This window comes from Shinella sp. BE166, from assembly GCF_051201095.1.
GTDB classification, from domain to species: Bacteria; Pseudomonadota; Alphaproteobacteria; order Rhizobiales; family Rhizobiaceae; genus Shinella; species Shinella lacus.
On the sequence record NZ_JBPEHL010000049.1, the window covers coordinates 1 to 6,527 of the forward strand.

Here is a 6,527-nt window from a genome sequence, read left to right on the forward strand (position 1 = left end):
CGTGGCGTGCATGCATTGCCGGAACAGCCGACATCCTCGGAGACATTTGCCAAATATTCCCGGTCGTCCTGGCGCGACGAACGCGGCACGGATGCCATCGAACTCTACCGGATCCCCGGCATGGCCCACGGCACACCCGTCGATTCCTCCACCGGCTATGGCCACGGCGCGCCCTTCATGCTCGATGTCGGCGTTTCCTCGACGGTTGAGATCGCACGGACCTGGGGCCTCGCAGCCTCCTTCGAGCGCCGCGAGCGCCCGAAGACCGAAACCCTCGACGAGCGGGCGGCCAGACACCCGAGCGACGGTGGTGGGAACAAGATTCAATCGGTCATCGAGAACGCGTTGCGCTCGGCTGGGCTTATGAAATGATGTGACCTTGGCTCGCCCAACACGGCGGAGCACGGTGCTCCGTCGTTGCTCAAGGAAGAACCGACGGTGCGACCTCCATAATTCCGATAGCGAAGGCTTTGGTTCCGATGTGATAGAACGGAGCCTCGCGGCGGCGAAGCCAGCATGCGGTACGCGTCACTCGTAGTCGTCGATGTCTGTCTTGCCGCCCGCATTCGAGGCTGACATCCGACAAAGGACTTTAGGCTTTCTTGAGTGCCTCGGGTTTGTGAGCTGCCCGCTTGCCCGATTTGTCGCTTTCGACAATGAACTGAGGATCGCTTTTCGTGGCTTTGACGGTGTGGTCCTTGATCTTTGTTTTGCTGGTCTGCTTCCTGACGACCTTGCCTTCGGTTTCGCCCTGGCTGGTCTCCCATTTCACATTGTCGCCTTTTTTGAACTTCTCGCTCACCTTGGCCTCCAGCAACGTCAATCGGGGCTCGCCACGGACGAAGGCTTGATGTTTACGGGCTCGCTTTCCCTGTCGCCGCGTGCGAATGCGTCGTCGGCTTGCTGATTGACCCGGGTCACGTCATCTGCCTCCTGGTCGCTCAATTGCCTCTCCTCCCCCGCGCGCCTCCAATGGTCGGCATGTTGACCGCCCGGGCGGCCTTCATCCTCCCAGATTTTATAGGCACGCTCACGTTGCCGCTGCTCCTTGTCCACCATTTCAATCTCCCGCGATTTTTGAGCCGATCTACGAACAAAAAGCCCGGCATCGAGCCGGGCTTCAGGTCTGCTGAAATACCCGTCAGTGGTGGTGTTCGGGCATTTCCTTGAGCTGGTCCTTGGTCCAGCTCGTCACCGCGTGAACGTCGCCGTCCTCGTCGCGCATGAACTCAAGATCGGTCAGCGGAACGCCGACCGGCTTTGCACCGATGCCGAGGAACCCGCCGACGTCGATCACAGCGGTGCTTCCGGAGCCAGCACCGTGGACATGGTCGAGCGTGCCAACCTTGTGGTCGTCTGCGCCGTAAATCGTTGCACCCTCCAAGACGTCGGGGGTAAGTTCGGCAGCGGTAAGGCGTACGTGGTTCGTGTGGTCCATGTCGGTTTCCTCCATGTGGATTGGAGTGGTGAAAATCCGCATGGCTCGCCTTTGTTCCGCATATACCTGACATTCCGCTCTGTTTCGAAAAGGCGGGTGTCCAGCGAACGGGCGGCGTGGGTTCGGCCATGCCGACCAGATATCGTTATTTCTCAAAGTCGGCCATGATCGAGGAGACAGCGTCGAGCGCAGCCTTCGCATTGATCCCATCGGCTTCCCGGTCCTCAGCCCACTTGGCTTGAATGCCCGGGACACCGATGCCGTCCTCCCATTGGTTCACTTCTTCAAGGTTAGCCCATCCGCACAACTCCCGCTGCCTTTGCCATGAATAATTTATTTTAGAACCGCAGGAACGTCGTCCCTGATTAACGGTTTCTTGAGTCCAACCTCTCGAAAACGTGATCGGAAACTTCAATGGCTTCGGAAAAGACTCTCAACGACCTCTTCCTTGATACGCTCAAGGACATCTACTTCGCCGAGAAGCAGATCCTGAAGGCATTGCCCAAGATGGCGCGTGCGGCCCAGTCGGAAGAAGCCAAAGCCGGCTTCCTGCAGCACCGTGACGAGACCCAGGGCCAGATCGAGCGCCTCGAACAGGTCTTCGAGCTGCTTGGCAAGCCGGCGCGCGGCAAGACCTGCGAAGCCATCCAGGGCATCATCGCGGAAGGCGAGGAGATCATGGAGGACTACAAGGGCACCGCGGCGCTCGATGCCGGCCTCATCTCCTCGGCCCAGGCAGTCGAGCATTATGAGATCGCCCGCTACGGCACGCTCAAGGCCTGGGCGGCGCAACTTGGCCTCAAGGACGCTGTTCCGCTTCTGGACGCCAATCTCCAGGAGGAGGTTGCAACCGACCGGAAGCTGACAGCCCTCGGCCAATCCTCGGCAAACGCCAAGGGTTCGACGAAGAAAGCCAGCTAGACTGGTCGCAAGCAGATCAGGCCGCCTTGCAGGGCGGCCTTTTTGTTTCCGCGCAACCTTGCCCTCAAACGAGTTCACCAGGAGCCGCATCCATGGCCAAGAAAAGAACCGCCGCCGCGCCGAGAGACGCAACCGACACCGCCACGATCCACGACGTGAAGCTGCGACGCGGTGCGGGTGGCGAGCTTCACCAGACGGCAGAGGGCGACACGCCCGTGCTGACGACTGCCCAGGGCGGGCCTGTCGCCGACGACCAGAATTCACTTCGCGTCGGCCCGCGCGGGCCGCTTGTCGTCGACGACTTTCACTTCCGTGAAAAGATCTTCCATTTCGACCACGAGCGTATTCCCGAGCGCGTCGTCCATGCCCGCGGCTATGGCGCGCACGGCTTCTTCGAGACCTACGAGTCCCTCGCCGCCTATACCAAGGCCGACCTCTTCCAGCGCGCGGGCGAACGCACGCCGGCTTTCGTGCGCTTCTCCACGGTGGCCGGCAACAAGGGTTCAGCCGATCTTGCCCGCGACGTGCGCGGCTTCGCGGTCAAGCTCTACACCCAGGAGGGTAACTGGGATCTCGTCGGCAACAACATTCCGGTGTTCTTCATTCAGGACGCCATAAAGTTTCCCGACCTGATCCATGCGGCCAAGCAGGAGCCCGACCGGGCGTTCCCGCAGGCACAGACCGCCCATGACAATTTCTGGGACTTCATCAGCCTGACGCCGGAAAGCATGCACATGGTCATGTGGACCATGTCGGACCGGGCCATTCCGCGGTCCCTGCGCTTCATGGAGGGTTTTGGCGTTCATACCTTCCGCTTCGTCAATGCCAAGGACGAATCGACCTTCGTCAAATTCCACTGGAAGCCGAAGCTGGGCCTTCAGTCCGTCGCCTGGAACGAGGCGGTCAAGATCAACGGCGCCGACCCGGACTTCCACCGCCGCGACCTCTGGCAGGCGATCCAGTCCGGCAACTTCCCCGAATGGGAATTGCAGGTCCAGCTTTTCGACCAGGAGTTCGCCGACAGCTTCGATTTCGACGTGCTCGACCCGACGAAGCTCATCCCGGAAGAAATCCTCAAGCCGCAGCCGATCGGTCGATTGGTGCTCGATCGCATGCCGGAGAATTTCTTCGCCGAGACCGAGCAGGTCGCCTTCATGACGCAAAACGTGCCCCCGGGCATCGACTTCAGCAACGACCCGCTGCTGCAGGGCCGCAACTTCTCCTATCTGGACACGCAGCTGAAGCGCCTCGGCGGCCCGAACTTCACCCATCTGCCGATCAACGCGCCGAAGTGTCCCTTCGCGCATTTCCAGCAGGATGGGCACATGGCGATGCGCAATCCGGTCGGGCGGGTAAATTACCAGCCGAATTCGTTCAACGAAGGTCCGCGTGAATCGCCGACGCGCGGCCACCGCCCCTTCCCTGCCGAAGAGCAGGGCACCAAGGCCCGGCTGCGCCCGGAAAGCTTCGCCGACCACTATAGCCAGGCCCGGCAGTTCTTCATCAGCCAGACTCCGCCGGAGCAACGCCACATCGCAGCCGCCCTCACCTTCGAACTCAGCAAGGTGGAAACGCCGGCCATCCGAGAGCGAATGGTGTCGCACCTCCTGAACATCGATGAGACGCTCGCGACGACGGTGGCCCAGAAGCTCGGCCTCCAGCCCATGCCGAAGCCGGCCGATGCGGCTGTTCCGACGCGCCAGGATCTCGAACCTTCGCCCGCGCTCAGCATCGTCGAGAACGGGCCGAAGCGCTTCGAGGGCCGCAAGCTCGGCATCCTTGTCACGGACGGCGTCGATGCCAAGCTGTTGAACGGGCTGATCACAGCAGTCAACAAGGAAAAGGGCACATGCGAACTGATCGCGCCCAAAGTCGGCGGCGTCACGGCATCGGATGGATCGTTGGTCAAAGCCCACCACATGATCGACGGCGGGCCGTCGGTCCTTTTCGACGCGGTCGCGTTGCTGACCTCTGCCGAGGCGATCGACGACCTGGTGGCGGAGGCGGCCGCGCGCGACTTCGTGGCGGATGCCTTCCAGCATTGCAAGTTCATTGGTTACGACCAGTCGGCCATGCCGTTGCTGGCCAAGGCCGGGATCGCCGATGCGCTCGATGAGGGTATCCTTGCCCTTCCCGGCGAGGATGGGCTTTCCGGTTTCGTGGCGGAACTGGGCAAGTTGCGCGTATGGGGCAGAGAGCCATCCGTGAAGCTCGGCAAGGCATCGCAGCCCGCCAAATAAAGCTCGGCAAAGGGACGCGCTGTCCTATTAGGGAGGCGCGTCCTGCTGGCCAAGTCGCTCTGGCGTCGTCCGCCCCATGCGCTGGGACGGAGGCGCCGTCGCCGTTGGGTGCTATTCTTCGCTATCGCTGGGGATATGGCTATCGACGCCCCGCGTCAGCAGCTCCCGCGCATGCACATTGCGAACGCCCGCAACCGCACGGATCGAGCCGATGAGGTGGCGACGATCGTCCTCGCTGTCGATGCTGCCATCGATGTGGACCTCGCCGTCGCGGACTGTGATCTCCAGGGAGGCAAGGTCGATCTGCTTGTCGCCTTCAAGTGCCAGCGTTATGCGCTCTTCCAGTTCGTCGTCCGCGATCACATCCTCCGTCCCGTCGGAAAATGGCAGGGGCGCGCCGCTCACGTCCGTCGCCACCGGATCGAGTGACACCTCGACACCCTCATTGTCCAACTGGTCGAAATTCGCGTCAGGGGCGCCATAGGGTGCGTTCCTCACTTCGCGCGGATCGGCGTCCTTGTCGGCGTAGGGCCATCCATCGCGGATGTCCCGTTGCTCGAAGTCACGAAAATCGTCTTCGCGTGAGACTTGCTTGCGGTCGGCCATCGCTTTCTCCACTTCATCATTCCTGCTGCATTGGGAAGGATCGAACCGATCATGGCGGCGCTTTGTTCCCTGCTTGCGCTCTCGCGGGTAATCGACGCGCTTAACCCGACGGCGCGGTCTTCAACCGGCCATTTTCGGGGCATTTTTCGGCAGACACTTTCCCCGCGGGAACCGATATGCGAGGTTTCCAGGCCCGAAAGGGTGCGGGAGCCGAGGTCGAGCCAATAGGCCGAGGCGCAGGGTCGGTAATCCGGGGGCCTGCAGGCGGCGCGTGGCCCTCACGTGTCGCCGCCGCCCGATCTTGGATGATATTGGCTCACCACTCCTGCGACCGAGCCCCCCTATAGCGGATGCCGCGAAACACACACCGCTTCGGTCAAGATTATCATCGTCCGTGCGGGTTCCTCCCTTGCCCGCCGCAGGATGCGAGCCATATCGCTCAAAGTAAGTCCCTCAGGAGCAAGATCGATTTCCCGACGCGCCCTCCCCATCCTGCTGATCCCGCTGAGCGGCTGCACTGGCGTGCAGTCGGCGCTCGACCCGGCGGGAGAGGAGGCCGCGGCGGTTTTTCAGCTCTTTCTTGTCATGGTGGTGGGGGGCGCGCTGATCTGGATCGCCGTGGTCGGCCTGCTGATCCATGCCGGACGGCGGCGCGAAACGCCGTGGTCGGCGGAGAAGGCCGGGCGGCTGATCGCCTGGGGCGGGGTCGCCTTTCCCGTCGTCGTGCTTCTGGCGCTGCTTGCCTATGCGGTCTGGCTGATGCCTGCGATCCGGCCGTGGCTGGCGCGCATCGCCCCAGCGCCGGAAACGATCGACGTCACCGGGGAGCAATTCTGGTGGCGGATCCGCTATCCGGCGAGCGACGGCATGGCGGGCTTCGAGACGGCAAACGAGCTGCGGCTGCCGGTCGGCACGCGCACCGCCTTTTCGTTGAAGGCGGCCGATGTCATCCATTCCTTCTGGATCCCGGCACTCGGCGGCAAGATGGACATGATCCCCGGTCGGACCAACACGCTATCGCTGGAGCCGACGCGCACCGGGCTTTTTCGCGCGCCCTGCGCGGAATTCTGCGGCACGTCGCATACGCTGATGGCGTTTTCGGTCGTCGTCATGGAGCCGGATGACTATGCCGCCTGGCGCCAGGCACAAGCGGGCGGCAACCGGCCGGGTGTCGACGAAGGCGAGCGGCTCTTTGCCTATCATGGCTGTGCCGGCTGTCATGGGGTACGCGGCGTGACGGGGCCGGCAACCCTCGGCCCGGACCTCACCTTCTTCGGCCAGCGCCAGACGGTCGGCGCCGGCACGCTTGCCAACACGGCGCA

Annotated in this window: 7 protein-coding genes and 1 pseudogene; 4 read left to right on the top strand and 4 right to left on the bottom strand. The window is 62.6% G+C overall.

Annotation, left to right across the window (positions count from 1 at the left end):
• Nucleotides 1-372 (top strand): annotated as a pseudogene (locus J2Y63_RS35040) (hypothetical protein); the annotation flags it as partial.
• 220 nt (nucleotides 373-592) lie between these two features.
• On the opposite strand, the gene J2Y63_RS35045 reads toward J2Y63_RS35040, so the two are convergent.
• From J2Y63_RS35045 to J2Y63_RS35055, 3 genes are all read right to left on the bottom strand, one after another.
• Nucleotides 593-802 carry a DUF2945 domain-containing protein gene (locus J2Y63_RS35045; RefSeq protein WP_435269788.1) on the bottom strand — a complete coding sequence of 70 codons (210 nt, stop codon included), beginning with the start codon at nucleotides 800-802 and terminating at the stop codon, nucleotides 593-595.
• A gap of 17 nt (nucleotides 803-819) precedes the next feature.
• Nucleotides 820-1,059: a DUF2934 domain-containing protein gene (locus J2Y63_RS35050; RefSeq protein WP_435269789.1), complete on the bottom strand. Its 240-nt coding sequence runs from the start codon at nucleotides 1,057-1,059 to the stop codon at nucleotides 820-822.
• 82 nt (nucleotides 1,060-1,141) lie between these two features.
• A complete protein-coding gene (locus tag J2Y63_RS35055; protein ID WP_069062386.1) occupies nucleotides 1,142-1,438 on the bottom strand; it encodes a PRC-barrel domain-containing protein in 297 nt (98 codons plus the stop codon).
• Nucleotides 1,439-1,852: 414 nt separating this feature from the next.
• Here J2Y63_RS35055 and J2Y63_RS35060 point away from each other — a divergent pair, with 414 nt between their 5' ends.
• A complete protein-coding gene (locus J2Y63_RS35060) occupies nucleotides 1,853-2,359 on the top strand; it encodes a ferritin-like domain-containing protein (protein ID WP_435269790.1) in 507 nt (168 codons plus the stop codon).
• Between the two features lie 92 nt (nucleotides 2,360-2,451).
• A complete protein-coding gene (catE, locus tag J2Y63_RS35065; RefSeq protein WP_435269791.1) occupies nucleotides 2,452-4,599 on the top strand; it encodes a catalase C in 2,148 nt (715 codons plus the stop codon).
• A gap of 111 nt (nucleotides 4,600-4,710) precedes the next feature.
• Here the strand turns inward: catE and J2Y63_RS35070 are convergent, their stop codons facing one another.
• Nucleotides 4,711-5,205: a BON domain-containing protein gene (locus J2Y63_RS35070; protein ID WP_435269792.1), complete on the bottom strand. Its 495-nt coding sequence runs from the start codon at nucleotides 5,203-5,205 to the stop codon at nucleotides 4,711-4,713.
• 522 nt (nucleotides 5,206-5,727) lie between these two features.
• Between J2Y63_RS35070 and coxB the strand changes: the two genes are divergently transcribed.
• Nucleotides 5,728-6,527 (top strand): cytochrome c oxidase subunit II (gene coxB, locus J2Y63_RS35075; protein ID WP_435269793.1); only part of this gene is annotated, 800 nt, incomplete at its 3' end.